This window comes from Streptomyces sp. NPDC088817 (assembly GCF_044750345.1).
Taxonomy (GTDB): Bacteria; Actinomycetota; Actinomycetes; order Streptomycetales; family Streptomycetaceae; genus Streptomyces.
In genome coordinates this window covers 172790-196667 of sequence record NZ_JBIVJN010000006.1, presented here as the reverse complement: position 1 = coordinate 196667, position 23878 = coordinate 172790, and the positions used below count along the sequence as shown (strand labels likewise).

Annotated in this window: 19 protein-coding genes; 12 read left to right on the top strand and 7 right to left on the bottom strand. The window is 70.7% G+C overall.

Going from position 1 to position 23878, the window contains the following annotated elements:
- Positions 1-207 precede the first annotated feature (207 nt).
- The gene (locus ACIP4X_RS13450; RefSeq protein WP_358731495.1) at positions 208-2031 is read left to right on the top strand and encodes an HEXXH motif domain-containing protein; all 1824 of its coding nucleotides are present in this window, start codon (positions 208-210) and stop codon (positions 2029-2031) included.
- Positions 2032-2115: 84 nt separating this feature from the next.
- Here ACIP4X_RS13450 and fxsT read toward each other — a convergent pair whose 3' ends face one another.
- Positions 2116-5949 (bottom strand): FxSxx-COOH system tetratricopeptide repeat protein, encoded by a 3834-nt coding sequence (gene fxsT, locus ACIP4X_RS13445; RefSeq protein WP_358731493.1) that lies wholly within the window; start codon positions 5947-5949, stop codon positions 2116-2118.
- Between the two features lie 410 nt (positions 5950-6359).
- Positions 6360-7832 (bottom strand): effector-associated domain 2-containing protein, encoded by a 1473-nt coding sequence (locus ACIP4X_RS13440; RefSeq protein WP_358731491.1) that lies wholly within the window; start codon positions 7830-7832, stop codon positions 6360-6362.
- A gap of 330 nt (positions 7833-8162) precedes the next feature.
- Here ACIP4X_RS13440 and ACIP4X_RS13435 point away from each other — a divergent pair, with 330 nt between their 5' ends.
- A complete protein-coding gene (locus ACIP4X_RS13435) occupies positions 8163-8954 on the top strand; it encodes an SAM-dependent methyltransferase (RefSeq protein WP_358731489.1) in 792 nt (263 codons plus the stop codon).
- A gap of 129 nt (positions 8955-9083) precedes the next feature.
- On the opposite strand, the gene ACIP4X_RS13430 is transcribed toward ACIP4X_RS13435, so the two are convergent.
- A complete protein-coding gene (locus ACIP4X_RS13430) occupies positions 9084-9482 on the bottom strand; it encodes a substrate-binding domain-containing protein (protein ID WP_401348533.1) in 399 nt (132 codons plus the stop codon).
- A 335-nt stretch (positions 9483-9817) separates the two neighbouring features.
- Here ACIP4X_RS13430 and ACIP4X_RS13425 point away from each other — a divergent pair, with 335 nt between their 5' ends.
- Together ACIP4X_RS13425 and ACIP4X_RS13420 are read left to right on the top strand one after the other, a co-directional pair.
- Positions 9818-10570: an ABC transporter ATP-binding protein gene (locus ACIP4X_RS13425; RefSeq protein ID WP_401348530.1), complete on the top strand. Its 753-nt coding sequence runs from the start codon at positions 9818-9820 to the stop codon at positions 10568-10570.
- A gap of 14 nt (positions 10571-10584) precedes the next feature.
- Positions 10585-11205 (top strand): hypothetical protein, encoded by a 621-nt coding sequence (locus ACIP4X_RS13420; RefSeq protein WP_401348256.1) that lies wholly within the window; start codon positions 10585-10587, stop codon positions 11203-11205.
- A gap of 119 nt (positions 11206-11324) precedes the next feature.
- Here the strand turns inward: ACIP4X_RS13420 and ACIP4X_RS13415 are convergent, their stop codons facing one another.
- A complete protein-coding gene (locus ACIP4X_RS13415) occupies positions 11325-11915 on the bottom strand; it encodes a malonic semialdehyde reductase (RefSeq protein WP_358731484.1) in 591 nt (196 codons plus the stop codon).
- Positions 11916-12146: 231 nt separating this feature from the next.
- Here ACIP4X_RS13415 and ACIP4X_RS13410 point away from each other — a divergent pair, with 231 nt between their 5' ends.
- Positions 12147-13358, top strand: a complete 1212-nt coding sequence (locus tag ACIP4X_RS13410) for a cellulose-binding domain-containing protein (RefSeq protein WP_401348253.1) — start codon at positions 12147-12149, stop codon at positions 13356-13358.
- A 200-nt stretch (positions 13359-13558) separates the two neighbouring features.
- Here ACIP4X_RS13410 and ACIP4X_RS13405 read toward each other — a convergent pair whose 3' ends face one another.
- The gene (locus tag ACIP4X_RS13405) at positions 13559-13696 is read right to left on the bottom strand and encodes a hypothetical protein (protein WP_401348528.1); all 138 of its coding nucleotides are present in this window, start codon (positions 13694-13696) and stop codon (positions 13559-13561) included.
- Positions 13697-13969: 273 nt separating this feature from the next.
- On the opposite strand from ACIP4X_RS13405, the gene ACIP4X_RS13400 reads away from it, so the two are divergent.
- Positions 13970-14665, top strand: a complete 696-nt coding sequence (locus ACIP4X_RS13400) for an alpha/beta hydrolase (protein ID WP_358731480.1) — start codon at positions 13970-13972, stop codon at positions 14663-14665.
- A gap of 75 nt (positions 14666-14740) precedes the next feature.
- Here the strand turns inward: ACIP4X_RS13400 and ACIP4X_RS13395 are convergent, their stop codons facing one another.
- Both ACIP4X_RS13395 and ACIP4X_RS13390 read right to left on the bottom strand, forming a co-directional pair.
- Positions 14741-15535 (bottom strand): alpha/beta hydrolase, encoded by a 795-nt coding sequence (locus tag ACIP4X_RS13395; protein ID WP_358731478.1) that lies wholly within the window; start codon positions 15533-15535, stop codon positions 14741-14743.
- Positions 15536-15763: 228 nt separating this feature from the next.
- Positions 15764-16606, bottom strand: coding sequence for an alpha/beta fold hydrolase (locus tag ACIP4X_RS13390; RefSeq protein ID WP_391454846.1), 843 nt, complete (start codon positions 16604-16606; stop codon positions 15764-15766).
- Positions 16607-17113: 507 nt separating this feature from the next.
- Between ACIP4X_RS13390 and ACIP4X_RS13385 the strand changes: the two genes are divergently transcribed.
- The 6 genes from ACIP4X_RS13385 to ACIP4X_RS13360 all read left to right on the top strand — a co-directional run bounded on the left by ACIP4X_RS13385 (position 17114) and on the right by ACIP4X_RS13360 (position 23873).
- Positions 17114-17977: an SDR family oxidoreductase gene (locus ACIP4X_RS13385; protein WP_358731474.1), complete on the top strand. Its 864-nt coding sequence runs from the start codon at positions 17114-17116 to the stop codon at positions 17975-17977.
- Between the two features lie 26 nt (positions 17978-18003).
- Positions 18004-19659: an oxaloacetate-decarboxylating malate dehydrogenase gene (locus tag ACIP4X_RS13380; RefSeq protein WP_391454845.1), complete on the top strand. Its 1656-nt coding sequence runs from the start codon at positions 18004-18006 to the stop codon at positions 19657-19659.
- 29 nt (positions 19660-19688) lie between these two features.
- Positions 19689-21119, top strand: coding sequence for a class II fumarate hydratase (fumC, locus tag ACIP4X_RS13375; RefSeq protein ID WP_391454918.1), 1431 nt, complete (start codon positions 19689-19691; stop codon positions 21117-21119).
- Between the two features lie 476 nt (positions 21120-21595).
- Positions 21596-22231 carry an ABC transporter ATP-binding protein gene (locus ACIP4X_RS13370; RefSeq protein ID WP_358731469.1) on the top strand — a complete coding sequence of 212 codons (636 nt, stop codon included), beginning with the start codon at positions 21596-21598 and terminating at the stop codon, positions 22229-22231.
- Positions 22228-23097 (top strand): metal ABC transporter permease, encoded by an 870-nt coding sequence (locus tag ACIP4X_RS13365; RefSeq protein WP_358731467.1) that lies wholly within the window; start codon positions 22228-22230, stop codon positions 23095-23097. The genes ACIP4X_RS13370 and ACIP4X_RS13365 overlap by 4 nt, the downstream gene beginning before the upstream one ends.
- Entirely contained in the window at positions 23055-23873 is an 819-nt protein-coding gene (locus tag ACIP4X_RS13360) for a metal ABC transporter solute-binding protein, Zn/Mn family (protein ID WP_358731465.1), read from the top strand. The genes ACIP4X_RS13365 and ACIP4X_RS13360 overlap by 43 nt, the downstream gene beginning before the upstream one ends.
- Positions 23874-23878 lie beyond the last annotated feature (5 nt).

Below are 23878 nucleotides of genomic sequence, written 5' to 3'. Positions count from 1 at the left end.
GGAGTCGTCTGCGGCCACCGTCGAGTCCAGTCTTGTCGATCTCGCGGGGGTGTCTCTTGATGCACTGCGCTCCATTGACAGTCGATTTCTCGCCATGTCGCTTCAGGAACTGCAGCACGGGATCGATCACCCACTGGCCAGTGTCTCCGGCTTCGGAGAAGGAGGAGGCGGCAGCAAGGGGCGTCGTCACTGACGACGGGGCCGCCCATGACCGCTGAGCCGTGCCTGCCGCATCATCGTGTCCCGCCCGGCAGCCTCGCCGAACTGGCCCGCGGCGAGGGCGGACCGGCGACCGTGGACCTCCTGACCGCCGCTGAGCGCAGCCGCAGGCTGCTGCTGTTACGGATGCTCGACGACGCCGCGGACCTGGGACCGGCGTGGGATCTGCTCAGTGCCGCTCAGCGCCGCGCTCCCGCCGTCGTCGACGAGCTGCTCATGTATCCGCAGACCGGGATGTGGCTGGCCACCGTGCTGCGTCGGCTGCGCGCCGGCACCGCGGAGCAGGACGAGCCGCCGCTCGCGGTGGTGCTCGGCCATGTCCGTGCCCTGGCCGCCGCGGCCGCGCTACGCGCGGAGCTCGACTTCAGCATCGAGGTGCCGGTCCGGCACGGCAGGGTTCCCCTGCCCAGCCTGGGCTGCGCCGAACTGCCCTCGGCCGAGCCGTGGGCGACGGCCACCGTGCGGGCCGAAGCCGGACATGCCGTGGTCCGGACGCCGGGGCACACGGTCGCCGTACCGCTGCCGCCCGGCTCGGCGGGGCCCGGGTGGCATCCGGTACGCCGGCTTGCGGTCGGCCCGGCCGGACGGCGGCTGGAAGTCGCCCTGGACGACGTCGACCCGTACCGGACGTATCCGCAGCCGACCGAGCCGCGCCCGCTGCCCGAGGAGGCCGCGGCGCGGTGGCGGCAGACGCTGGAACGGTCCTGGAGGGTGCTGCTGCGCGACCAGCCCGAGACGGCCGCCGCGATGCGGCGGGGCGTTTTCTCTCTGAGTCCCACCCCGGCAAGGGAAAGGTTTCGGCCACGCAGCGTGTCGTCAGGGGACGCGTTCGGCGGCATCGAGGCCTCGGAGCCGGACGACGCCGTGCAACTGGCGGTCACGCTCGTGCACGAGTTCCAGCACACCAAGCTGGGCGGTCTGCTGCATCTGACACCGCTCGTGACCCGGGACGCCGACAGCGGTACGGAGCTGTGGTATGCGCCCTGGCGGGACGACCCCCGTCCACTCGAAGGGCTCCTGCAGGGCATCTACGCCTTCGTCGGCATCACCCGTTTCTGGCGTGCCCACCGCCGTGCCGCCGACGCACGGACCGCCACGGCGCACTTCGAGTTCGCGCTGTGGCGGGCCCATGTGGCCACGGCGATGGAACAGATTCGCCGTCATCCACGCCTCACCCCGCTCGGCACCACCCTGCTGGACACGCTCCGCGACCACTGCGTGCGGTGGCTCGCCGAGCCAGTGCCCGAGGACCACCTGGCGCCGGCCCGGCTCTGCGCCGCCGACCACGTCACGCGCTGGCGGGCCCATCATCTGCGGCCCGCCCCGGCGGCCGTGGACGAGGCCGTACGGGCCTGGCTGGCCGGCGACAGCGGACCGCCCGGCGTCCTGGCGGCCGAGCCGGAGGTGGTGCCCGATCCCTCAGCGCGATGGCTGGACTGCCTGGCGATGCTCGTCCGCCACCGCTACGGCGGCGCGCACGACGGCCGGCAATCCGAAGGGCCCGAGGAGGCCGCCGCACGAGTCACCGGGGCACTGGCCGGTGACGCCCTGCTGGCGGCCGGAGACGCCGCCGCGGCCCGTCAGGCGTACGTGGCGAACCTGGCCGTGGAGCCCGGACGGCCCGGCACCTGGGCGGGCCTCGGCCGGGCCCTCGCCGCGTCGGACACGCACCCGGTCGCGGCCCGCCTGCTCTGTGACCACCCCGAACGGGCCCGCGCGACGCACGAAGCCCTGCTCCGCACCACCGGCACCCCACCCGACCCCGTCCATCTGGCCACGTGGCTCGGCTCACCCCCGTTCGCGGCGCACTGACCGGAGCCAACCGGGCCGACGGGTCACGCCAGTGCCGCCCCTCCCGGCAGGAACGGCGGCACTTCGGTCCCCGGGCCGGTCACCTCACAGCGGCATCGGATCGATGTCGCAGTTGGCCCGCTCCCGGGACCGAACGTGGAGCGTCGCAGGGTGGGAGCCGGCCGAACGGGGTTCGTCCAGGACGCGCTCCATACGGCTCAGGACGTCCGCGTGCAGTGCCTCGCCCTCGGCCTCCCGGCCGACGGCGATGAGGTCCAGGGCGAGGTTGGCCCGGCACACCAGCGTGGTGGGGTGGTCCTCGCCCAGCTTCGCCGAGCACAACGCCGCCGTCCTCTCGCCGAGTTCGCGGGCGTCGTCCGTCCGCCCCAGCGCGCTCAGATCACTCGCCAGGTTGATGGCGCAGGCCAGCGTGATCGGATGGCTCTCCCCCAGGCGCTCGGTCAGCGACCGCAGCGCCTCCTCGTCCTGCTCCTTGGCCTCCTCGACCCGGCCCAGCAGCCGGTAGGTCACCGCCAGGTCGATGTCGGCCGCCAGAACGTGCGGATGGTCGCTCCTGAAGAGCCGGCGGAACCGCTCGGCCGCCCGCTCTCCGCGGTCGCGGGCCGCCTCCAGTTCGCCGTTGTGCCGCAACGCCACCGCCAGGGTGAGCGCGGCCGTCAGGGACTCCGGGTGGGTGTCGCCGTAGCGACGGGTGAACTGGTTGAACGCCTCGCGCGCCAGCTCGAGCGCGGTGGCGTGGTCGCCCTCCTTGCGGCAAGACTCGCCGAGCTGGCGGAGATTTGTGAGGGTCGTGGGGTTGCGGGGTCCGAAGAGGGTCCGGTAGCCGTCGACGACCGCCTGCTGAAGGGATCGCGCGCCGACGTAGTCACCGGTCTCACGGACGTCGATGGCGATGCTCGCCTCGGTCATCAGCGACTGCGGGTGATCGCGGCCGAACAGCCGGGTCTTCAGCGCGTGCGTGCGCCGGTCCAGTTCCAGCGCGCGCTGGAACTCGCCGGCGAGCCGAAGGCTCACCCCCAGGTTGTGGGCGGTGGCCAGCGTGACGGGGTCGTCCTCGCCGAAGGCGCGGCGGGCCCGGTCGTAGGCCGTCTGATCCAGTTCGGCGCCGGTGGCGAAGTCTCCCTGGACGCGACGGACCGCCGCGTCCAGGTTCATCGTCTCCAGCGCGTCCTCCCGGGTGTCCTCGCGGTCCGGGGGCGCCGTGCGGGCGTAGACGTCCTTGAGCTGGGCGGCGATCCGGGACGCGTCGTCGTACCGCCCCGCCTTCAGGTAGAGGAAGCCGAGCCACCACCCCATCAGGAGGGTCTGCTGGTCCTCCTCGCCGAACAGCTGCTGCCAGGTCTCCCAGACCTGCTCGGTGAACTCGCGGGCGACCTTGTGGTCTCCCCAGTACCAGAGGTATCTGGCGATGTTCCGCACGAGCTGGCGGACCCACGGCTGGTCGGACTCGACCGCGCCGGAGGCGATGACATGACCGTAGAGCTCGGCGTAGCGCGGCCAGTTGGCCGACTGAGTGGGTCCCTTGGGGTCGGCGGCGGCGAGCAGAGTGTGGGCGCCGTCGCGCATCCGCTTCTGTTCCCCGGGGGACATCCGGTTGATGAGCACGGCCTGCACCAGGCGGTGCATCTCGATGGAGTTGGTCCGGTGGTCGATACGGGCGAGGGAGTAGCGGTTGATCTCCCGGATGGCGCGGGCCAGCCGCATCGGGTCGTTGAGGGCCCTGTCCAGCTCGGGGTCGATCGTGGAACCGCCGAGACCCGAGAAGATGGAGCGGGAGATCGGGTCCGGCGCGAAGTAGGAGCAGAGCTGGAGCAGGCGCAGGGCGGTGAGGCTGCGGGTCTCCAGGTGGTCGAGGGAGACGTTCCACGCGGCGGCGACCGGCAGTTGGTAGTCCGGCGGCGGGGACACCTCGAGGAGCTCGCTGCGCTTGTGCTCGAACAGCCGCAGGTACTCCGACACCGGCATCCCGGTCTCCGCCCGCCAGGCCGCGGCCTGCTCCAGGGCGAGCGGGAGGTCGCCGAGGGCGTCGGCGAGGAGGTCCGCGTCGGCGTCGTCGAGATCGTCGGGACCGGAACGGCGCAGCAGCTTCTTGCTCTCCTCCCGGCTGAAGACGTCGACTTCGAGGGAGGGGCCGACCACGCTCCAGCGGCGGTTGCGCGAGGTGATGAGGATGGTGCCGCTGCCCCCGGTGGGGAAGTAGTCGCGGACCCGCTCGGGACTGTCGGCGTTGTCGAAGATCAGCAGCCAGCGGGAGTACGGCCGCCCCTCGCGCAGCGCCTCGCGCACTGCGGGCCCGGCGATGTTGGCCTCGGAGGTGGTCACGAGGCCGAGCCGCTGGGCCAGTTCGACGAGGGCCTGGCCGATCTGGCCGGGGCGCTCGGCGGGGATCCACCAGACGATGTCGTACTCGGACTGGTGCCGGTAGGCGTACTCGATGGCCAGCTGGGTCTTGCCGACGCCGCCCATGCCGTGGATGGCCTCCGGCAGCACGGTCGTCGTCGAACCCTCCCGCAGGCGTTCGCTCAGCCGCTCCAGAAGATCCACGCGGCCGGTGAAGTACGGGTTGCGCGGGGGGATGTTGCCCCAGACGCGAGGCTGCGTCGAACGCCCGCTCTCCACCGCGGGTTCCTGCTGCGTGGTGGACATGGCCGTGGCTCCTTCTGCAGTTGTCTCGTGCGCGTGCGGGGCGGTGCGCCCGGGGCGCGGGCCCGCGCCTTTGCGCAGGCTCACGGTGTTCTCGCGGTCGTACTCGCGCAGCGCGCGGGCGAGCCGCTCGGCTTGTGGCACGAAGCGTCCGGACAGGGCGCGCAACGCGGCCAGTTCGACGCGCAGGAAGGCGACGTTGTGCTGGGTCACCGGCGGGATGCGGGTCGTCTCGGGCGGATCGGCGTCCGGCCGGACCGGCTCGGTGCCCTCCGGGGCGGTCAGCGCCCGCACGTCGTGCAGCACCCGGACGGTGTCACGGCGGCGGGACAGCGCCAATAACTCCTGGCGGTTGTCGGGGCCGAACGCGAAGGCCACGTCGGCGGCGCGCTCGGCGTCCCCGCTCGCCGGCCGCACCAGCCCGCTCATCAGCAGCTCGGTGAGGTGGGCGGGCCCGGCGCCCGGCACGGACGCGGTCAGCGCCGCCATCACCGGCAGCGTCAGCGGCGCCGCCGCCAGCCGGGTGGCGAGCGCGAAGGCGGTGGGCGAGGCGGCGGCGCGGAAGTCCGAGACGCGCTCCCGGGCGGGGACGGCGCTGTCGGGGTCGGGGACGCCGTGGAGCCAGGGCAACGCCCGCGCGGCGTCCGGTCGCCGCTTCCAGTCACGGGCCCGGACGCCGGACATCTCCGTCCCCCCGGACCCGCGTCCGGCCACCAGGTCGACCCAGCAGGACAGGGAGCGCTCGGTCGCTTCCAGGACGGGCACCGGCACCACGCCGGCCCGGGCGCCGACGTCCTCGACGGGTTCGAGAGGGGAGGTGCGCAGCTCCCACCCCAAGGAGTCGTTCGGCGCCCAGGGATGTGTGGCGCTCAGGCGCATGCGGTGCACGTCAAGGCCGGTGCGGAACCACAGCCGCTGCGGCAGCAGATGCAGCACGGCGAGCGGCTCGGACCGGCCGAGTTCCCGCAGCAGCGGCAGGACCGCGCCCGCCCGCCAGCCCGCGGCGAGGCCGTCGGTCAGCACCAGCACCACCCGGTGCCTGACGGTGCCGGGAGGCAGGTGGTCCAGCCGGATCCGGGCCGGCTCGGTGTCGTCCGAACTCAGCAGCCGCGCGGTGGTGATCGGGCCCAGCCGCTCCTGCCGGACGAGCCCGTCGGCCAGCCGGCCGATCGTGTCCTCCCAGACGCGCATGCTCACGTGGTCGTCGACCACGAGCAGGACGCCGGGGCGGTCGGCCGGGTCCGACGCCTCCAGTCCGCTCAGGGCGTGCAGCACGCCCTCGAACGACGCCTCGTCAGGCGCGGATGGCGCTGCGGGTCGTGGGCTGTCGTCATGCTGCATAAGCGCCCTCGGAGCGTCCGGCGCTGCCCGAGCACGGAGGAAGGACGGCAGAGGAGTCCCGCAGTCCGCGGGCATGCGTGACAGCCACGTTGCCAAGCCTGGCAGTCGTCTGCGCGTGGTGCAAGACGGATGTCCACCAGGGGGATGACGGAAGGAATCACAAGTCGGCTGTCGGGAACGCGCCCCCGGTGGTGTGCGGTACGCGGGACCCCCGCAGGGGCTGTTCCGACCACCAGCGTGGCACCCCGTCAACCCCCCGCGCAAGACCGTCGCAATACGGCCCCGCGCCGGTGATCGCCGCAGGATCACCTCGGCCCGTGCCGCGGCCGGCGGGGGCACGGCCGCTACACCGGCCCGGCCGGCCCCGGCTTGCGCTCGGGGTCGTCGAGCAGAATGGCCAGGTGGCGGCCCACATGCTGGTCCCAGACCTCGGGGCCGAGCGCGAGGGCCTCTTTGCGCCATTTTCCGATGCGTTCCGCGAGGCTGCCGAGCCCCCGGTCCTGCAGTATTTCGCCGATGGCGTCCTGGAACGCCGGATCCGAGCAGTCGCTGCGGTGCCAGACCATCGCGGGCACGCCGGCCCGCAACCCGGCCAGGACCTCCCGCCGGCCGGTACCCGAGTCGTCGCCGGGCGGCTCGCTGAGCACCAGGCAGACCGCGTGCTGGTCCTCCTTCAACTCACGCTCCAGATGGAAGAAGTAGGTCGAGTCCTGCCCGGGACGGCTCCAGTGCGGATGGCTGTCCGCGGGGCGCTCCCGGAGCTGCCGCCACTTGTTGTGCCAGGTCCGGTGCCACGCGGTCCGCTGCAGGCGTTCGAGGCTGCGCACCACCACCGGGTAGTCCAGCGCCAGCGGCGTGGGGGAGTCGGAGTGGGACTCCTTCGACCACCACTCGACCGGCTCGTTCAGCAGCTCCCACGGCAGGATGAACTCCAGGAGGACCGGCTGCCGCAGGTCGGCCCATCTCTCCTCGACCTCCTCCACCAGCCTCTCCACCGCGCCGGGGAGTTCCTCCCGGCGCAGGTGGACGGGCTCGCCGGGCACGGGGTGCCAGCCCTCCGGGTCGGACTGGCGCCAGTGCGACAGGTAGAAGCGGTCGGCCTCGATCCGGTCCGGCTCGAACTGGATCATCAGATAGGCGGGGACGAGCGAGGGCGCGGCCTGCGGGAACTCCGAGTGCTGCCAGTCCGCGAGGGCGCCGTCCAGGCGCAGGGTGTGGGCCTGGCCGCGGGTGAAGCGGCGCAGCACCTCGGCGGCGTCGGCCCGGCTGTCCGCCACCAGCCGGTCGGCGCAGAGCGCGAGGAAGGCCATGCTGGGCGGGAGTTCGCCGTTCGGGGAGTTCTCTCCCGCCAGCCGCAGGAAGACCTGCCATCCCGTCCGGCACCAGGGGGGCAGTTCCTGCACGCGGGACCGGCTCGCGCGACGTGCCATGGTCGCGAGGTCCGGGGAGCTCAGCGACAGCAGGACGGGCCGCAACGGACGCAGGTCGGCGTGGTTGAAGAAGTCGACGGCCTCCCACTCGTCCACCAGCGGCCACAGGGTGCCGATCGTCGTCGACTGCTGTTCCACGTACTCCAGCGACCGCACCAGGCAGGCGAGCCCGTCGCCGACCTCGGTGCACGCCATGACGATCTGCAGCAGCCAGGGCCGCAGCCGGTCCCCGCCGAACGGCTCCACGGGGGAGGCCAGCTCGGCCGCGAGCATCTCCCGCCAGATCTCACGGCTGCTCGCCTGGTTCACCGTGGCCGAACCCTGCAACGCGTCCACGATGGAGACGACCAGCTCGTTGCGGACCCGTTCCGGACTGCGCCCGTTCACCCCGTTACCTCCAGACAGCCGGCGCGGTTCCCTGATGGTGCCGACCAGAGTAAGGCCGGGGAGCGGGGCGTGGCGGCGGAAACACGGGTCACCGGCACACCCGGCCCGGGACCGTACCGCCCGGAGCCCCTGCCATCAGAGGGCTCAAGCATCACGCCGGGCGAGGCCGGCCTGCAAGGACGGTGTGTCAACTACCTTGCGGAAAAGGGAGTTTGGGAGCCGTCCGAAGAGCACGTCGTCGCTGTCCGGTTCGGCACATGGCCCTGAACACGACCCAGTACGATGATCAAAAGGCGGCGGAGCCCCACCTCCCGGACGACGGAGTCTGCCATGACGACGGACCAATCGCGGCCTCATCGCATCGACACCAGCCGGGCCCACCCCGCGCGGGTCTACGACTGGCTGCTCGGCGGCAAGGACAACTACCCCGTCGACGAGGCGGTCGGCGAGACGCTGCCGCCCGAAGCACGGGACGCGGCGCGGCAGAACCGCGCGTTCATGCACCGGGCGGCGGCCCACCTCGCCACCCAGGGCATCGACCAGTTCCTGGACATCGGCACCGGCATCCCGACCGAGCCGAACCTCCACCAGATCGTGCAACGGACGGTGCCCACCGCCCGGATCGTCTACGCCGACAACGACCCGATCGTGCTGCGGCACGCCGAGGCCCTGCTGGTGAGCTGCCCCGAGGGCGCCACGGACTACATCCAGGCCGATGTGCGCGAGCCGGACCAGATAGTGCGGCACGCCCGGCAGGTGCTGGACTTCGACCGGCCGATGGCCCTGTCGCTGATCGCCCTGATGCACTTCATCCGCGACGACCAGAACGCCCACGGCATCGTCAAGGGCCTGGTCGAGGCCCTTCCGTCCGGCAGCCACCTGGTCCTCTCGCACGCCGCGATCGACCTCTTCCCCGAACTGGCGGAGCAGGTGATCGCCCAGTACGCCAAGGGCGGCATCCGCCTCAGCTTCCGCACCCGGGAGGAGGTGGCCCGCTTCTTCGACGGACTGGAACTGGTGTCGCCCGGCCTGGTCACCGCCACCGAGTGGTACGGCGCCGACCAGGAACCGCCCCTGTCGGAGGAGAGCGGCATCTACGCGGGCGTGGCCCGCGTTCCTTGACGGAGTATCGGGCAGGGACCCCGTGCTACCCGGCCGGGGACCCGTGTCCGCGTTCCCGGTCGGGGGCCCGCGTCCGCGCCCCCGACCGGGCGGCCCCGCGGACTTCGTGCGGCGGAAGGGGCGGGACCGTCAGGCGTTCGTGCCGGTGCGTCGTGAGGACGCGCGGACCCGGAACCGGGCGGTCGTCAGGACCGGTCCCGCGCTCGGCTCGCCCGCGATCCGCGCCTGGAGCAGGTCGAGGAGCGCCAACGTCGTTTCCACGGCGTGGAGTTCGACCGCCGAGATGGCGGGCCGGCTGTGCCGGGTGTGCTCGGAGTCGGAAGCCGCGGCAAGCATCGTCCGATCGGGCACGGCGACGCCGCGAGCCGTGAGGCCCGTGAGCACTCCGGCCGCCTGACGACCGGTGTGGCACAGGATCGCATCAGGGATCCCGGCGTCCACATCGCGTGCGCGATGTCCTCGCCGCCGTGCTCGCCGGCGCGCTCGGCCGACATGTAGACGCGCGGCGTGATCCCGGCACTTCCACACCACGCGCGGTACGTCGCCTCGCTGTCGATGTTCCACGCGTTGGGGTCGGTTCCGCGCAACAGCACGATCGACCGGGCACCGGACGCGGCGAAGTGCTCGTAGACGCGCCGGAAGCTCGAACCGTCGTCCTCTGTGGCCCAGTCGGTGAAGTCCGGGCGGCTGGGATCGCGTCCCGGCGTGACGTACGGGATCCCACGCCGTGCGAGGAGCGCGATCACCGGGTCGTCCACATGAGGCATCGTCACGATGTAGCCGTCGAGCGACAGCGCTAGCGGTGGTGTCGGCCGCCGGGTCGGGTCGGGCACGAGCATCAGGCTGAGTCCGCGGTCCATCGCCTGCGCCGAGGCGGCGCCGACGTAGCGGGTGAATTCGCCCTGGCCCCGGGCGGAGCCCTCGGCATCGTCGGCGAATCCGGCTCCGGCAAGACGACCACGGCGCGGATGATCATCGGTCTGGAGCGTCCCTCCGGCGGTCGCATCATGTACCGGGGCGAGGACCGCACACACCCGGCGCGTTCCGCACGGAGCCGCCGTGAACGGGGCCGGGACATCCAGATCGTCTTCCAGGACCCCTACACCTCGCTCGACCGCCGTCAGTGCGTCGGCGACTGCCTCGCGGAGGTCGTCGGCGTCCACTCCCGGCTCGGCCGCGACGGGACCAGGAAGCGCGTGAGGGAACTCGCCGAGTTCGTCGGACTCGACGACCGGCAGCTCGCGGCACTGCCGAGGTCGCTCTCCGGAGGGCAGCGCCAACGCGTCGCCATCGCCCGCGCGCTCGCCGCCGATCCGGACATCCTCATCCTCGACGAGGCCGTGTCGGCCCTGGACGTCTCCATCCAGGCACAGATCCTCAACCTGCTCTTGGACATGCGGCAGGAACGCGGCGTGAGCTACCTGTTCATCAGCCACGATCTCGCCGTCATCCGCCAGGTCGCCGACGACACGATCGTCATGCGCCACGGCGCCGTCGTCGAGCAGGGACCCACCGCCGCAGTCCTCGACAACCCGCAGGACCCCTACACCCGCCTGTTGCGCGACAGCGTCCCCCGCGGCGGGTGGGACCCCGAAGCCGTCACAGCCCGATGCTGACCAGGAGCACCGCGATGTACTCACCCCGCCCACGCAGACGCACGACGGCGCTCGCCGTCGCCGCCGCAGCCGCCCTCGTCCTGGCCGGCTGCTCCGGAGGCACATCCGGCACCGGCGCGACCGAGTCCTCCGACGCGCTGACGACGTTCACGCCCGCGGGCTCGGGCTCGGGCTCGGTCGACAGGATCACCTGGAACGTCTTCCAGGGCGAGCCCCGGACCTTCGACCCCTTCCAGTCGGCCGACTACACGCCGAACACGATCAACTCGAACATGTGCGAGACGCTGCTCGCCCAGACACCCGACTTCCGGATCAAGCCCAACCTGGCCACGTCGTACTCGAACCCCGACCCGACGACCTGGGTCTACAAGCTGCGCGGCGACGTCACCTACGGTCCGCCGACCGCCGGCATCGACGGGCTCTGCGCCAAGGCGATCGGCACGAAGGACGAGAGCGCCCGCTCCAAGCTGGTCGTGCGGATGGAGCAGAAGCTGCACGAGGAGATGGATCCGATGTTCTCCGGCATCCGGTTGACGAACGACGTGTGGCTCGGAAGCAGGATCACCGGGGCGCCTGCGGCATTCGACTACGTCTACTACCCGTGGGCGGCTCACCTCGGCGGAACCGGCAAGTAGCCGCTACGGCCGGGCGACCGGACGCACCGCGGGAGCCTGGCGCGGAGCGGCCGTGGCCGCCGGTGCCGGCCCGGACCACAGGTCCGGGCCGGCACCGGCTCAAGGTATTACGAGCCGGCTCAGACCGTGGTGACGACCTGGTCGAACTCCAGACGGGGGGAGCGCGGGTACCAGGCGTCCTCGCCCGGCTTGCCGATGTTGACGACCATCAGCGGGGTGTGGTCGTCGTCCAGGAACTCCTTGCGGACGCCCTCGAAGTCCAGACCGGTCATCGGACCGGCGGCGAGGCCCGCGGCCCGGACGCCGATGATGAAGTACGCGGCCTGGAGGGCGGCGTTGAGCGCGGCCTGGCCCTCCCGCACGCCACGGTCACCGAAGAAGGCGTCCTTGGCCTGGGGGAAGTGCGGGAAGAGGTGGGGCAGCTCCTCGTGGAACTCGTTGTCCGCGGAGAGGATCGCGACCAGGGGGGCGGTCGCGGTCTTCGCCTGGTTGCCCTCCGCCATGTGCTGCACGAGACGCTCGCGGGCCTCGGCGGAGCGGACCAGGGTGATGCGCAGCGGCGACTGGTTCATGGACGTCGGGCCGTACTTGACCAGGTCGTAGATCGCCTGGACCTGCTCCTCGGACACCGGTTCGGCGGTGAAGGTGTTCGCGGTGCGGGCCTCACGGAAGAGAAGATCCTGGGCGGCGGGGTCAAGAGCGAGCGACATGGGGGGACTTCCTCACAATGGGTGGTGGATCCCGGGGGATCGACTTGCGGCACCGACACTATGCCTTAAAAGTTCAAGCTTCAATCAAAACCGGGTCGGCGGTGATCAGCTTCACAGGGCGGCGGTGTGCCGCGGTCGGCTTGGCCGTCCCATGCATTGACAGGGTGCGGGCGTGGTCGCTGTCATGAGTGGGAGCGCTCCCATATTTCAATCCTTCTCTCGGAGGCATACGTGCGCACCTCCCCCCTGCGATTACTGCGCCGGCCCTTGACCGCCACCCTCGCGGCTGCCGGGACCGTCGCCGCCCTGCTGGTGTCCGGATTCATCGCGACACCCACCAGTGCCGCGGAGGCCGGCTGCCGGGTCGACTACACCGTGAACCAGTGGGCCGGCGGCTACACGGCCCAGGTCAAGGTCACCAATCTCGGCCCGGCGGTCAACGGCTGGCGCCTGACCTGGAGCTATACGGCCGGTCAGCGGGTGACATCGGCGTGGAACGCGACCGTCACCCAGACCGGCGCCTCCGTCGTCGCCGCCAACGTGGACTGGAACGGCTCGCTGGCCACCGGCGGCTCCGCCGAGTTCGGTGTCCAGGGCACCTGGGGCTCGGCCAACCCCGCCCCGGCCGACTTCGCCCTCAACGGCGCGGTCTGCGGCGGCACCACCCCGCCGCCGACCACACCTCCGCCGAGTTCCCCGCCGCCCTCGACACCGCCGCCGAGCTCCCCGCCGCCCACGACACCGCCGCCCTCCACCGGCTGCGGCAGCGCCGTGGTCTGCTCGGGCTTCGAGGACCAGACCGGCACCACTCCCTCCGGCGCCTGGCAGTTCGCCGCGCCCGACTGCCAGGGCTCCGGAACCGCGACCATCGACACCTCGGTCGCGCACAGCGGCGGCAGGTCCCTGCGGATCGACGGCAGGGCCGGTTACTGCAACCACGCCTTCGTCGCCTCCACCGCGAACCTGTCGTCGGTGGGGCCGGTGATGTACGTGCGCATGTGGGTGCGGCACACCACCGCGCTCCCCGCCGCCCATGTCACCTTCGTCTCCATGCCCGACAGCTCCCAGGGCGGTAGGGCCCTGCGTGTCGGCGGCCAGAACGGCGCCCTCCAGTGGAACCGGGAGACCGACGACGCCACCCTGCCCGCGCAGAGCCCGGCGGGCGTGGCGCAGAGCAGGCCGCTGCCGACCGGGAGCTGGCAGTGCCTGCGCTTCGCGATCGACACGACGGCGCCCAAGCTCGACACCTGGCTCGGCGACGAACAGATCCCGGGCCTGCACGCGGACGGCGTCCCCACCCCGGACATCGACCAGCAGTGGCTTGCCCGCACCACCCCGCCCCGGCCCACCGCCCTGCGCCTGGGCTGGGAGAGCTACGGGACGGGCGACGACACGCTCTGGTTCGACGACGTGGCCGTCGGCTCTTCCCCGATCGGCTGCTGACGGCCTGGGTGAGACCGCCGGCGCGGACGGTGCGCCGGGACGGAGCTCCTTCCGTCCCGGCGCACCGTCCGCACCTGGTCCAGGAGTCGAGGCCGTCGAGCTACTCAGCAAAACCCCGCTCAAGGAGATGGAGTGACTGGAGGGGAGCCCAAGGAATTCGACGGGTGACTTCCTCGCCGGCGTCCGCAGTGACGCCCAGATCACGACGCATCGCCTCTCTCGTGACGCTTACAGGAACCAGAGCGCATGCTGCGCTTTGAAGGCCGCCAGGGCGGCAGCTCCTCGAGAACGTTCCACCGCAGATCCAGCTTTTCCAGCGAGGGCAGCTTCGCGATCATGTCGGGCACGTGCGTGAGACGGTTGTTGCGCAGGTCGAGGCGGGGACGGTTCCGCCCGGAGCACCATGCGATGGACGTGGTCCGGCACGATCGTGTCGCACGGCATCTCCGTGTCCAGGGCGTCGAACGCGTCGGCGGGGTCAACGCCGAACGCGGCCGGGTCGGTGAACGGGGCGATCACTTTCGACCACTGCGCGAGCAGCGTCCTCGACGACGATGGGAGCCTGTGATCGAGATCTGTTCTTCCCGGGAGCGGCCGACGTGGAGGTGGCGATGAGAGTCGTGTTCGTGCACGGGGCGTGCGTGCGGGACGGGGCGTGGTGGTGGCACCGCACCGCCGCGCTGCTGCGGGAGCGGGGGGTGCCGAGTGTGGCCCCGGCACTGCCGAGCTGCGGGGAGACGGGCCTGCCCGGCGGCGTCGGCGGTCCGGGGCTGCCGGAGGATGTCGCCGCGGTGCGGCAGGTGCTGCGGGACGGCGACGAGCCGACCGTCGTGGTCGCCCACAGCTACGGCGGTGTCGTCACCGCGGAAGCCGCCGCGGGAATCGGGTCCGTGCGCCACCTGCTGCTGGTCTCCAGCTACCTGCCCGAGGCCGGGCAGAGCCTGTCGGACTTCGGGGACGGTAGCCCTGCCCCGTTTCTCGACGTCGACCCCGACGCCGGCACGTTCGGGGTCCGCCCAGAGCTGCTCGTGGACACGTTCCTGCAGGACTGCGACCCCGAGGTACAGGCGCAGGCGGCAGGCCACCTCGCCCGGCAGAGCGTGCGGGTGACCCGGCACCCGGTCGGGGCGGCCGCATGGCAGCAGATGCCCTCGACCTACCTCGTCTGCGCCCAGGACCGGGGCACCCGGCCGCAACTGCAGCGCGAGTTCGCCCGCCGGGCGGGCAACGTCGTCGAACTCGACACCGGCCACCACCCGTTCCTGTCCCAGCCCGCGGCGGTCCGCGACCTGCTGCTGGGCCTGTGACGGCAGCCGCGGACCGGCCGGGCCGGCGATCCGAACGTCAGGAGGCCGTCATCGGGAAGGACGGCCGCGTCGATGTCAGGCGCGGCCCGCGGTCGCGGTGGCGCCCTGGAGGATCAGGTTGGCCACGGCGTCGGGGCGGGCGATGAGGGACACGTGGCAGGAGTCGATCTCCTGCGTGTGGGAGTGGGCCCGTTTGGCCTCGAAGCGCTCCTGCTGGGGGCTGACGGTCATGTCCTGCCGTCCCACCAGGGCCCAGGAGGGGATCTCCTTCCAGGCCGCCACCTTGGCCGTCTCGGAGAACGCGGTGGTGGCCGCCGGGCGCTGGGTGACACCCAGCAGGTTCGCCTGGCTCTCGGGCAGGCAGTTGGCGAAGACCGAGTGGACCTTGTCCCGCTTGAGGTACAGGTCGGTGCCGCTGGCACCGGCCTTCCGATACGGCACGGAGGTCGTGGCGCTGCCCAGGGCGCTGGGGAAGCGGGCGGACAGCGACATGCCGCTCTCACCGACGTCGGGCATCAGCGCGTTGATGTAGATCAGGGATTTGACCTGGGGGTTTCCCGCGGCGGCAGTACTGATGACGGCACCGCCGTAGGAGTGACCCGCCAGGACGATCGGGCCTTTGATCGACTTCAGGACGGAGGCGATGTACGCGGAATCGCTGTACAGGCCGCGCAGCGGGTTGGCAGGGGCCATCACGGTGTAACCGCGGCGCTGCAGACGCTCGATCACCCCGTTCCAGCTGGAGCTGTCCGCGAAGGCGCCGTGGATCAGGACGATGGTCGGCTTGGCGGGGTCCGGTCCGCCGTTCGCCGCCATCGGGACTGTGGTCAGCGCGGACAGGGCGGTGACCGCGCACCCTGCCGTCGCCACGTGCAGCGCTCTGCTTCGGAGCAGTGAGCCGCGTATCGCGGGCACTGTCATGTTGACCTCGCTCTCGATGGGGGCCTACGGCACCTCAGCGTTCACGCGGTAGACCGAACGGGCCAGGCGATGGCGTCCGAACGGGGGACTTCGGCGCCGCGTCGGAGTGACGCTCCGTGGTTTCGGAGCCGTGGCTGGAACCGCCGGCCGCGGCTGCGGGAGGTCACGCCTGTACGTCTACCGGCGGCCGGAGCCGCGGGCCGCGCTGAGGATGAGATCGGTGACGGCTTGGGGGTGGGAGATCAGGGACACGTGTGAGGAGTTGATCTCCACGGTCCTGCGCGCGTGTGCGCGCTTGGCCTCGTACCGTTCGAGGTCGGGGTTTATGGCCCGGTCCTGTGTGCCGACGAGCACGTAGACGGGCTTGTCCCGCCAGGCCGCTTCGGTGAGCTTGTCGGTGAAGGCCGACAGCGCGATCGGGCGCTGTGTCGAGGCCAGGACGGACGCCTGCTGCCGGGAGAGGTCCTGGGCGAAGGTGGCGTGGAGTTTGTCGGGCTGGATGTACACGTCCGTGCCCGTGGTGCCGTCGCCGTTGCGGAACGGGACCTGCTTGAAGGCCTTGCCGATCGGGGCTGCCGCGAACCTGCTGGAGAGGCTCGCGAAGGACTCTCCCTTGTCCGGCATGATCGCGTTGACGTACACGAGTGCCTTGACGTTGTCGACGCCGGCGGCTGCCTGGGAGATCACTTCGCCGGCGTAGGAGTGTCCGACGAGGACGATCGGCCCTTTGACGGTCTTCAGGAGGCTGTTCAGGTACGTCGAGTCCTGGGGTATGCCGCGCAGCGTGTTGGGCGGGGCGATGACCTGGTAGCCGTCCTGCTGCAGGCGCTGCGCCACCGCGTTCCAGCTGGACCCGTCGGCGAACGCTCCGTGTACCAGCACCACGGTCGGCTTCTGGCCCGTCGGGTCCCCGTCGAGATCGTGTGCGAGGTACGTCGGCATCAAGCTCAGGGCGGAGAGGACCGTGATTCCAAGGGCCAGTCTGCCCTTGTTCGATGTCAGGATTCCGGAGACAGCCATGTGCTTCCACTTCCTCGGCGTGCGGGGTGCGGGTGGCCTGATCGGCGGCTGAGAACAGTGAGGGCCGTGCGGAATGCGCCGGCTGTCGCCGTGGTTGCCGTGGGCGGTGGGCGACTCGAACCGCGAGGGTGCCTTTGACGCGGAAGGCGTGACGGTCCGCGTTCTGCCGTATGCCGCGGATCAACATCTTCGCGTGTCCCTGTTTGTCGCGCATCCGACGCCGTGCCGCGTGATCGCGATTTCCCGCCAGGGCCACGGCCGGGGCGGGAAGTTCGGCCGGGCGGTGGCCGGATCGCGGGGCGGCGGAGTGTGTGGCAACGTGGCAACGAGAGCGGAGCGCGGCCTCCCTGCGGCCTCGACCTCTTCTGGTCAGGTCTGCTGCCGCGAAGGGAACTTTTGAACTTTTCCGCACAGGCGGCTTTTCGCGTGCCCCGGCCGAAGTACCCGTGAAGCAAATTCGGCGCCCGGGTTCGGCCGTTGGGAAGAAAGCTCGAAGGGAAGATCTCCATGGCGAATCGTGAGCTGAAGAAGGTGCTCATCACCGGAGCGGGTACCGGCTTCGGTCATGAGGCCGCCATGCGCTTGGCGGAGAAGAACTTCGACGTGATCGCCGCGGTTGAGATCTACGCCCAGGTGCAGACGATGAAGCGGCAAGCGGCTGAGCGAGGGGTGAGCCTGCAGGTCGAGAAGCTCGACGTCACCAACGACGGCGATCGTCGCAAGGCTCTCAACTGGGGCGTGGAGATCCTGGTGAACAACGCGGGAGTCGGCGAAGGCGGCTCCACGGTCGACATTCCCGCGTCGAACATCCGGCACCAGTTCGAGGTCAACGTCACCGGCCCGCTGCTCCTCACCCAGGGAATCGCCAAGCAGATGGTCAAACGCGGCGCCGGCCGAATCGTCTGGGTCTCGTCCCGGGAGGGTCTGAACGTCAACCCCTTCACCGGTATCTACTCCGCTTCCAAGCACGCGGTCGAGGCGATCGCCGAAACCATGGCCTACGAGTTGCAGGAGCACAACGTCGAGGTCGCCACGGTCAACCCGGGTCCGTTCCTGACAGGCTTCAACGACCGCATGTTCCAGACCTGGGAGAGCTGGGAGGACGACCCCTCGCAGCGGCTCTTCGACTACTCCGAACTCGCCTTCCCCCGAGCGCAGTTCGATCCCGAAGCGGTCTATGCGACGTTGACCGCCGTCGCCGCAGGAGAGGTCGACCGTTATCGCAATCTGGAGCCCGCGTCGATGATCGAGGAGACCAAGCACCTCCAGCAGGTCCCCTGGGAGCGCAAGGTCACGGACGGCCTCGGAACGCGGCATCAGGCCATTCAGCACTCCTACGAGATGCGGCCCGAGACCCTCGTCCCGACCTGATTCCTGAAACACCCGAAGGGGCATCCATGCCTGTCAAGCCGACTGTCCTGCAGGATCGCTACCGAAACCGCGGCACCGCTTTCACAGAGGAGGAGCGGGCGGAACTCGGGATCACCGGGCGGCTGCCGGCGGCCGTCGAGACTCTCGAGGAGCAGGCCGGCCGGGCCTACGGACAGCTCATGCAGAAGACGTCCGATCTGCAAAAGTACATCTACCTCAACGAGATCCACGACCGGAACCAGGTTCTGTACTTCAAGCTGCTGGCCGACCACCTCGACGAGCTGCTGCCCGTCGTGTACGACCCGACCGTGGGCGACGCGATACAGCAATGGTCCACGGACTACCGCGACTCACGCGCGGTGTATCTGTCGATCGACCGCCCCCAGGACGTGAAGGCCTCCTTCGAGTCGCTCGGCCTCGGCGCGGGCGACGTCGACCTGATCGTCGTCTCGGATGCTCAGGAGATCCTGGGCATCGGGGACTGGGGCGTCAACGGGACGGACATCTCCATCGGCAAGCTCGCCGTGTACACGGCCGCGGCCGGTATCGATCCGAACCGGGTCATCGCCGTGAACCTCGATGTGGGGACGGACAACGAGCAGTTGCTCAACAGCCCGCCCTACCTGGGCAACCGGCACGCACGGGTGACGGGCGAGCGGTACGACGACTTCATCGCCCTCTATCTCCGGACCGTGTCCGAGCTGTTCCCGAACGCGCTGCTGCACTTCGAGGACTTCGGGCCGTCGAACGCCCGGCGGATCCTGGTGGAGAACGCGGACAAGTACCGGATCTTCAACGACGACATGCAGGGCACCGGGGCGATCGTCATGGCCTCGGTGTTCTCCGCCCTGAAGGTCACCGGGACACGCTGGACCGAGCAGCGACTGGTGGTCTTCGGAGCGGGGACCGCCGGTACGGGCATGGCCGACCAGATCCACGCGGCGATGGTGCGCGACGGAGCCACCCCCGCACAGGCCAAGAGCAACATCTGGCTCATCGACGTCCATGGCCTCGTGACCGACGACATGGCCGGCCTGCCCGACTACCAGCGGGCCTACGCAAGGCCGAAGTCCGAGGTGAGCGCGTGGGCGGACGGTGAGATCGACCTGCTGACCACCATCAAGCACGTCGAACCCACCATCCTCATCGGCACGTCGACCGTCCACAACGCCTTCACCGAGGACGTCGTACGCGCCCTGGCCGAGGGAGTGGACCGCCCGATCCTCCTGCCGCTGTCGAATCCGACGAGCCGCATCGAGGTCATGCCTTCCGACGCGATGATCTGGTCGGAGGGCAGAGCACTGATGGCGGTCGGCATCCCGGTCGGACCGGTGGAGTACAAGGGCGTCTCGTACGAGATCGGACAGGCCAACAACGCGCTCCTGTACCCCGGACTCGGCCTCGGCACGATCGTCTCGGGTGCCCGGCACGTGACCGACGGCATGCTGCTCGCCGCCGCCGAAGCCGTGGCCGGCCAGGTCGACGTGTCCCGGCCGGGCGCCTCGCTCCTGCCGCCGGTCGCGAACCTGAGGGCGTCCTCGGCCACCGTCGCCGTCGCCGTCGCCCGTGCCGCGGCACAGGACGGTGTCGCGACGAAGACGCACGAAAACCTCGTGCAAGCGGTCCAGGACGCGATGTGGCAGCCGGTCTATCCCGTGAGCGATACGGAGCACGCCAAGTGAGCCGGGGCGGCGACCAGTCGGCCCCCGAGATGCGGGAAGTGCCGATCGGGATCCGGGCCGACGGACAGCGCGAGGAGTTCGACAGCATGGGCACGGTCGAGGTGCCGGCCGACCGCTACTGGGGAGCGCAGACGCAACGGTCGCTGATCCACTTCTCCATCGGCGGCGACCGGATGCCCAAGGAGGTCTACCACGCCTACGGCTACGTGAAGAAGGCGGCAGCGTTGGTGAACGCCGCCGCCGGCCGGCTGCCCGAATGGAAGAAACAGGCCATCGTGCGGGCCGCGGAGGAAGTCATCAAGGGGGAGCTCGACGAGCACTTTCCGCTCTTCGTCTGGCAGACGGGCTCAGGCACCCAGAGCAACATGAACGTCAACGAAGTCATCTCCAACCGTGCGTCGCAGTTGCTCGGCGGCACGCTCGGGAGCCAGAAGCCGGTGGGCCCGAACGACGACGTCAACATGGGGCAGTCCAGCAACGACAGCTTCCCCTCCGCGATGCACATCGCCGCGGTGCAGGAAATCGACGACCACCTCCTCCCGCAGGCGCGAGACCTCGCCGCGGTCCTCGAGGCGAAGGCCGGGCAGTGGAAGACGGTCGTGAAGATCGGCCGCACGCACCTCGAAGACGCCGTGCCACTGACCGTGGGGCAGGAGTGGTCGGGCTACGGCGCCCAAGTGCGCGCCTGCATCGATGAGATCGAGCACAGCCGCAAGGGGCTGCTCGAACTGGCCCTGGGTGGCACCGCTGTCGGAACAGGCCTGAACGCGCCGAAGGACTTCAGCCGTGACGTCGCGGCGCAGATCGCCGAACTGACCGGCAAGCCGTTCGTCACCGCCGGGAACAAGTTCATGGCGCAGGGGTCACTGGACCCCATGGTGCGGGCGCACGGAGCACTGCGCGGACTGGCTGTCGCCGTGATGAAGATCGCCAACGACATGCGATGGCTGGCCTCGGGCCCCCGCACGGGCTTCGCCGAGCTACTGCTTCCCCAGAACGAACCGGGCTCCTCGATCATGCCCGGCAAGGTCAACCCCACCCAGTGCGAAGCCATCGTCATGATCGCGATCCAGGTGCTCGGCAACGACTCCGCGGTGGCGTTCGCCGGGAGCCAGGGCAACTTCGAACTGAACGCCATGCGCCCGTTGATCATCCAGAACTTCCTGCACTCCGCGCGCATCCTCGCCGACGGGATGGAGAAGTTCCGGACGTTCTCCGTCGACGGCACCGAGCTGAACCGGACGAAGATCGCGCAGTACGTGAACGAGAGCCTCATGCTGGTCACCGCGCTGAGCCCCGTCATCGGCTACCAGAACGCCGCGCACATCGCCGAGTCCGCGCTCGCCAACAACCAGACCCTGAAAGAGGCGGCCCTGGCCAGCGGACATGTCGACGAGAAGACGTTCGACGCCGTTGTCGACCCACTCTCCATGGTCGGTGACGGCGTGTCCGGTGCCTGACCCGCGGCCGCGGGCCCGGTTGGTGCTCTGCGTCAGCTGAGGGGCGGGCGGCGATCGGTCCAGGGGAGTGCCTGTTCGGCGAGCGAGAAGTGTGAGCCGTGGCACATCGTTGCCGGGGAACTGGGACGCCGACGCGTCCGACCACCGAAGTGGTGTGGCTCGACGGCACTGTTGCCGTGTGACGCCACCTGGAGACTCGGTGATGGACCAGACCCCGCAACGCGCTGACGGCCCTGTGGCCGAAGCTTCCCCCAAGGCGCTGCCACCGCCTGCCCTCTGCGGGTTCCTCCTGCTGCTGGTACTGATCGGAGCACGCAGGACGCGTCGAGGCCCTCGCCGTGGTGGTCCGGCCCGGGCAGGAGGGCGCGTGACCGATCGGGGTCGTCCAGGCGTGCCGGTCCGGCGGTGAGCAGAACCCCCGGGGAACTCACCGGCCTCCCCGTCCGACTGCTGTCGTGACGAAGCAGGGAGGTGGCATGGAGGGGTTGGACGTCCTGATGTCCGGCGTCGTGTGCCGGCACGGCCGGGTCGAGGCGGTACGCGAGGTGGGCCTCGACATCACTGCGGGGCAGCGGGTGGCGCTGACCGGCACCAACGGGTCGGGCAAGACGACGCTGCTGCGTGCCGTTCTCGGCCTGCACCGGCAGTCCGCAGGCCGGATCCTGGTCGGAGGGCGGGACACCCGAAGCGCGGCCGAGTGGGCATGGCGGCGCCGGGCGTGCGCGTGGATCCCGCAGAAGCCGGCGACCGGCCGGTTTCCGCTGCTGGGCCGCGAGTTGCTGGCCAGCGGCGGTGCCTGCGCGCAGGCGGCCGAGGCGGCGGGCAAGCTCGGCGTCGGGCATCTCGCCGACCGGCCGCTGCACACGCTCTCCGGAGGCCAGCTCCAGCGCATGTACCTGGCGCGGGCGGTCGGCTGCGTCGACGGGGGCGCGGGGGTGCTGCTCGCCGACGAGCCCACCGCCGCCCTCGACTTCGCCGGACAGGAGGAAGCGGCCGACGTCCTGCTCTCCCTGCCGGTGACCGTCATCGTCGTCACCCACGACCGTGCCCTGGCCGAACGATGCGACCGGGTGCTGGAGATGGCCGCGGGCCGGCTGCGGGAGGTCAGGTGAGCGTCCTGGCCGCGGCCGACGTCGGTCAGTTGCTCCAGCTCGTGCCCGTCCAGCGGGCGGGCGCCGCCCTGTTGGCGGCGGCCGTCGGGCTGCCCGTGATCGGGGTGGTCATCGTGGGTCTCGACATCATGCCGGTGCGGTTCGCGATGATGCACGTGGCGCTGCTGGGCATCGCGGTGGGTCTGCTGACCGGACTCGACCCGATGCTGTGCGCGCTGGTGGCCTGCGCGCTCGCCGGAGCCGGGGTCGCGCCGCTGGCCCGCACCCCGGACGGGCTCTCCGGCGCGATGGGCCTGCTGATGAGCCTGGCGATCGCGGCCGCGCTGCTCGTGCTCGCCGTCTCGGGTGTCAACGCGGCGGGAGCCTTCGCGCTGCTGTGGGGGTCCATCCTCTCGGTCGGCACCGCCGACCTCTGGCTGCTGGCCGGCCTCGCCGTCGCCGTACCGGCCCTGTTCTGGTGGCGTCGCAGGGACATCGGACTTCTGCTCTACGACCGCGAACTCGCCGTGTCCTCGGGCGTACGCGTCGAACGGCTCACTCTCCTGCTCCTTGTCCTGGTCGCGGTGTCGGTCGCCGGGGCCATCAAGCTCACCGGCGCCCTGCTCGTCGACGCGCTCACCCTCCTGCCGGCTCTCGCCGCCCGCCGCCTGGGCCGTTCCCTGCTGTCCATCACCGCCTGGGCGGTCGGCATCGGCATCGTCGTGAACCTGACCGGGTTCCTCGTCGCGCTCCGCTTCGACTGGCCGCCCGGTCCCGTCCTCGTCCTCACCGCCGGCGTGGTCGTCCTCGCCGTGCACCTCGTCCCCGAACGGAGAATCAGCTCATGGCGCGCACCCGCGTCCGCATCACTTCCGTCCTCGCACTGACCCTCGGCACCGCGCTCACGCTCACCGGCTGCGGCGGGGAGAACACCTCGTCGTCCTCCTCGTCCGAGGCGAAGCCCGGGGGCGGGAACGAGGGCGCCCCGGTCGTCGTGGCCACCACGAGCTGGGAGGGTGCCTTCGCCAAGGCCGCAGGAGCGAAGGACGTCAAGGTCATCGTGCCGGAGTCGGTGCAGCACGCGCCCGACTACGACCCGAAGCCGTCGGACCTGGCCGCCGTGGCGGGCGCCGACTTCGTGCTGTACGCACCCTTCGAGCCCTACGCCGCGAAGTTCAAGGAGGCGGCCGGGTCGAAGGCCGAGCTGGTCGAGGTCGACCTCGACAACGACGCCGACAAGGCCAGGGCCGAGGTGACCCGGCTGGGCAGGATGTTCGGCACCGAGGAGGCTGCCGCCCGATGGATCACGTCCTTCGACACCGAGTACGCCACGCTGCGGAAGGAACTCAGGGCCGCCTGGCCGGAGGGCAAGGCACCGACCGCCGTCGCCCAGGTGTTCTCGACGTGGTCGGCGAAGATGGCGGGCGCGAACCTCGTCGGTACGTACGGCCCTGACGCGGTGACGGCGAAGGAGCTGTCCGACCTCTCGAAGAAGAGGCCGCAACTGGTCCTGGACAATGTCCATATGACGACCGGCAAGGTGCTTCCCGACTCGGGCGCGCGCCAGGTGGAGATCGTCAACTACCCGGCCGGGGACCTGGATCTGCTGGCCGTGTACAAGAACGCGGCGACGGTGGTGAAGAAGGCGATGGCCGCCTCCTGAGCCGC

Bases quoted from the DNA above. Each gene is read 5' to 3' on its own strand.
- fumC (WP_391454918.1), top strand. From the start codon at position 19,689: ATGCGGGAAGTGCCGATCGGGATCCGGGCCGACGGACAGCGCGAGGAG.
- ACIP4X_RS13390 (WP_391454846.1), bottom strand. From the start codon at position 16,606: ATGGCTGTCTCCGGAATCCTGACATCGAACAAGGGCAGACTGGCCCTT.
- ACIP4X_RS13385 (WP_358731474.1), top strand. From the start codon at position 17,114: ATGGCGAATCGTGAGCTGAAGAAGGTGCTCATCACCGGAGCGGGTACC.
- ACIP4X_RS13370 (WP_358731469.1), top strand. From the start codon at position 21,596: ATGGAGGGGTTGGACGTCCTGATGTCCGGCGTCGTGTGCCGGCACGGC.
- ACIP4X_RS13435 (WP_358731489.1), top strand. From the start codon at position 8,163: ATGACGACGGACCAATCGCGGCCTCATCGCATCGACACCAGCCGGGCC.
- ACIP4X_RS13380 (WP_391454845.1), top strand. From the start codon at position 18,004: ATGCCTGTCAAGCCGACTGTCCTGCAGGATCGCTACCGAAACCGCGGC.
- ACIP4X_RS13360 (WP_358731465.1), top strand. From the start codon at position 23,055: ATGGCGCGCACCCGCGTCCGCATCACTTCCGTCCTCGCACTGACCCTC.
- ACIP4X_RS13405 (WP_401348528.1), bottom strand. From the start codon at position 13,696: ATGATCGCGAAGCTGCCCTCGCTGGAAAAGCTGGATCTGCGGTGGAAC.
- ACIP4X_RS13420 (WP_401348256.1), top strand. From the start codon at position 10,585: ATGTACTCACCCCGCCCACGCAGACGCACGACGGCGCTCGCCGTCGCC.
- ACIP4X_RS13450 (WP_358731495.1), top strand. From the start codon at position 208: ATGACCGCTGAGCCGTGCCTGCCGCATCATCGTGTCCCGCCCGGCAGC.
- ACIP4X_RS13400 (WP_358731480.1), top strand. From the start codon at position 13,970: ATGAGAGTCGTGTTCGTGCACGGGGCGTGCGTGCGGGACGGGGCGTGG.
- ACIP4X_RS13415 (WP_358731484.1), bottom strand. From the start codon at position 11,915: ATGTCGCTCGCTCTTGACCCCGCCGCCCAGGATCTTCTCTTCCGTGAG.